This is a genomic window from Mariniflexile sp. (assembly GCF_052728615.1).
Window position 1 is genome coordinate 1 of record NZ_JBFVFE010000111.1, and the last position, 3,389, is coordinate 3,389.

At 34.5% G+C, this 3,389-nt stretch carries 5 protein-coding genes; 3 read left to right on the top strand and 2 right to left on the bottom strand.

Going from position 1 to position 3,389, the window contains the following annotated elements; all coding sequences use genetic code 11:
• The first annotated feature begins 195 nt into the window (after positions 1-195).
• Both ACU1LP_RS19350 and ACU1LP_RS19355 read left to right on the top strand, forming a co-directional pair.
• A complete protein-coding gene (locus ACU1LP_RS19350) occupies positions 196-528 on the top strand; it encodes a type II toxin-antitoxin system RelE/ParE family toxin (protein WP_445733020.1) in 333 nt (110 codons plus the stop codon).
• A 12-nt stretch (positions 529-540) separates the two neighbouring features.
• Positions 541-873, top strand: coding sequence for a helix-turn-helix domain-containing protein (locus ACU1LP_RS19355; protein ID WP_445733019.1), 333 nt, complete (start codon positions 541-543; stop codon positions 871-873).
• Between the two features lie 121 nt (positions 874-994).
• Here ACU1LP_RS19355 and ACU1LP_RS19360 read toward each other — a convergent pair whose 3' ends face one another.
• Both ACU1LP_RS19360 and folE read right to left on the bottom strand, forming a co-directional pair.
• Positions 995-1,288: a hypothetical protein gene (locus tag ACU1LP_RS19360; protein WP_445733018.1), complete on the bottom strand. Its 294-nt coding sequence runs from the start codon at positions 1,286-1,288 to the stop codon at positions 995-997.
• Positions 1,289-1,425: 137 nt separating this feature from the next.
• Positions 1,426-2,013 carry a GTP cyclohydrolase I FolE gene (gene folE / locus ACU1LP_RS19365; protein ID WP_445733017.1) on the bottom strand — a complete coding sequence of 196 codons (588 nt, stop codon included), beginning with the start codon at positions 2,011-2,013 and terminating at the stop codon, positions 1,426-1,428.
• 114 nt (positions 2,014-2,127) lie between these two features.
• Here folE and ACU1LP_RS19370 point away from each other — a divergent pair, with 114 nt between their 5' ends.
• Entirely contained in the window at positions 2,128-2,790 is a 663-nt protein-coding gene (locus ACU1LP_RS19370; RefSeq protein ID WP_445735060.1) for an ABC transporter ATP-binding protein, read from the top strand.
• Positions 2,791-3,389: the final 599 nt, after the last annotated feature.

Sequence of the window (3,389 nt, forward strand, 5' to 3'; positions counted from 1 at the left end):
AGTTTTAGATTTGCATAACAAGAGCCGTATGGTGGGAGACTATCACGTACGGTTCTGTGAGAGGCTTGGGGCGAAATCCCCCTTGCCTACTCAACCACATAAACGTTGGCAGTAATGCGACCAAAACTATCAAAAGTTTCCATATAATTCAACTTTTTTGTTATCTTTGCTAAAGAAAACCGACAAACAAACTGAATGAAACCAAAATTTGAGATAGTATTTCTTGAACAGGCTATTGGTTTTATGTCCAAATTGGACACAAAAGCTAAAAAGAAAATCTACTACAATTTAGATAAAGCTAAACTCGAAAATGACCCAAAACTCTTCAAAAAGCTGACAGACGATATTTGGGAATTCAGAACACTTTATCAAGGAATTCAATACAGACTCTTTGCCTTTTGGGACAAAACTGACAAAACCGAAACGCTTGTGTTATCGACACACGGAATGGTTAAAAAAGTAAGTAAAGTACCAAAATCAGAAATTGAGAAAGCATTGAAAATTAGAGCAGAATATTTTGACCAATAAACCCAAAAAGTTATGGAAACAAAAAATGAAAAAATGAAAATGATGACACTTGACCAAATGAAGGACAAGGACATCGGAAAAGTTGGAACACCAGAGCGAGACAAATACGAATTTGATTTGCGAATGGAAGTGCTTGGAGATATGATAAAATCTGTTCGAAAAGAACGGAATTTGACCCAAGAGCAACTCGGAGAATTAATCGGTGTTCAAAAGTCGCAAATCTCTAAATTGGAAAGAAACACTAAAAACGTAACTATAGAAACGATTTTAAAAGTATTTAAAGCATTAAAAGCAAACGTCAGATTTAGTGTTGAAATGAACGAATCTGAATTTAAAGTAGCATAAAAGCACTACTGCCAACATGCGTATATAACTAATAAAAAAACTTACTTATTGCATGAATTGATACTATCATATAATGCTTTGTAACAACTTTTGGGTTCAGTTTGAAATTTAAAAGGTATTTTTATTGTTCAATTTCTATTGCAGTTTCACTTTTTTCTTCTTTACTAAAAACATAAGTGTAAATCCACATCAATGTAAAGGAAGGAATAATGTCAAACCCTGGAAGTGCTTCTTCAATAAAAGTAATGACTCCTGCAATTTTACCCATTTTCCCTTTGTAAAGCTTCGTCATTAACCAACCTGAAACAGGTGCCCAAACAATATCTGAAAACTCACCAATTCCCGGAATTAAAAAGGACACATAACCAATGGCATCAAATAAGATTCCTAAAAAAAGTTTATTGTATTTATTCATCTAAAGGCAATTTTTTTTCATTTCCTCGAAGGAGGAAATCTCATAATCGTTTTGTCATTTACTCATTTCGTCTAACGCTAAATATAAACTCTGGAGAAAATGTGCTTCTTGGGTGTAAGCAACAAACATACCAAAAACTACTTCCCTATTAATTTCAAAAATTCGTTTCGGGTTTCAATTTTTTCAAACTGTCCACGAAACCCTGATGTGGTGGTAACCGAGTTTTGCTTTTGCACCCCACGCATCATCATACACATATGCGATGCTTCAATAACCACGGCAACGCCTTGTGGTTTTAGGGTATCGTTAATGCAATCCAAAATCTGTTCGGTTAAACGTTCCTGAACTTGAAGTCTGCGTGCAAACACATCCACTATTCTTGGTAGTTTACTTAAACCGACAATATGTCCGTTAGGAATATACGCAATGTGCGCTTTTCCGAAAAACGGTAATATATGATGTTCGCAAAGCGAATACAACTCAATATCCTTTACAATAACCATTTCGTTATAACTCTCCTTAAACATGGCACTTTTAAGAATTTCAACGGGATCTTGATGGTAACCTTGTGTTAAAAACTGCATTGCTTTGGCAGCACGTTCTGGGGTTTTTAACAACCCATCTCGCTTGGCGTTTTCACCCAGATCTTCAATGATGTTTTTATATCTATTTTTAACATCATCGGTAACCTGCATGTTATACTCTTCAAAACTTTTGTACGGCATTTTTTATGTTTTTGTAAACTTAAATATAAAGCATAAATGGGACTTAACAATAAAAACCATTCTTAATTGTACAGAACAGCTTAAAGTAGTATTTTCACGCTATATTTTATAGTTATGGTTCAGGCAACAAACATTCACAAATTTTACGGCGATCTGCAAGTTTTAAAAGGCGTCGATATTCATATAAAAAAAGGCGAAGTGGTATCAATTGTTGGTGCTTCGGGTGCTGGAAAAACAACCTTGTTGCAAATATTAGGTACGTTGGATAGTGCTTCTTCCAAAGAGCCTTACCAACTTACCATTAACAGCATTAATATTAAAGACCTTAGCGACAAAAATTTGGCGAAGTTTAGAAATGAGCATATTGGGTTTATATTCCAGTTTCATCAATTGTTACCTGAATTTACGGCTTTAGAAAACGTATGCTTACCCGCTTTTATAAGAGGCACGAAAAGGACTGATGCCGAAAAACGTGCTAAAGAATTGTTGGATTTCTTGGGATTATCGCACCGATACAACCACAAACCCAACGAACTTTCGGGCGGCGAACAACAACGTACCGCTGTAGCTAGAGCTCTCATTAACAGTCCCGATTTGATTTTCGCCGATGAACCCTCGGGAAATTTAGACAGTGAATCTGCCGAAAATTTGCACGGTCTTTTTTTTAAACTTCGTGATGAATTCGGACAAACCTTTGTAATTGTAACCCACAACGAAGAGCTTGCCAATTTAGCTGACAGAAAATTGGTGATGGTTGATGGGAAAATAGTCGATTAGTTTTAAACTAACTTTAAAAAAAAGCCGCTTTTAATATTATACAATGCCAAGCAATGCTTTTTTATTTAGCTAATTCATATTTAGCTTTTTTAATTTTCCCTAAAGCTTCATCTGCTAAATAATCAGTTAAACTAACTGAGGCACTCGTTTGTATTAATTTTTCCTTTAAAACGGCAGGTAATGCATTTAAAGATTTATCATCATTGTAAATGTACTCAATTTATTTTGTTGTCTCAATTATTAGTGTTATTGAATTCGCATCTAATTCATTTAATCTCTTAATTTTATCTTCAGTATCCTATTCTTCTTCAACAAATTCAACAACACTCCAATCATATTCATTTGTTGCACTCGTCTTGGATGATTTGGCTTTACCAAGCTTAATATTGGCTAATAATGTACTTGCATATCTATGATGTCCATCTATAATTAATGCGAATCAAGTGTTGAAAAGATTAAAACCCATTATGATTTATAATACAGTATTAGGGGCGTTAGCCCTAAAATCGTCGTAGATACAAGCGTTAATTAAATAAAAAGGGGCGTAGCCCTGTTATCTCCATAAAATAACACGATGATGAACAAAAAAGATATAGCCC

Coding starts and splice junctions, on each gene's coding strand:
- ACU1LP_RS19350 (WP_445733020.1), top strand. CDS start 196: ATGAAACCAAAATTTGAGATAGTATTTCTTGAACAGGCTATTGGTTTT.
- ACU1LP_RS19355 (WP_445733019.1), top strand. CDS start 541: ATGGAAACAAAAAATGAAAAAATGAAAATGATGACACTTGACCAAATG.
- ACU1LP_RS19360 (WP_445733018.1), bottom strand. CDS start 1,288: ATGAATAAATACAATAAACTTTTTTTAGGAATCTTATTTGATGCCATT.
- folE (WP_445733017.1), bottom strand. CDS start 2,013: ATGCCGTACAAAAGTTTTGAAGAGTATAACATGCAGGTTACCGATGAT.
- ACU1LP_RS19370 (WP_445735060.1), top strand. CDS start 2,128: ATGGTTCAGGCAACAAACATTCACAAATTTTACGGCGATCTGCAAGTT.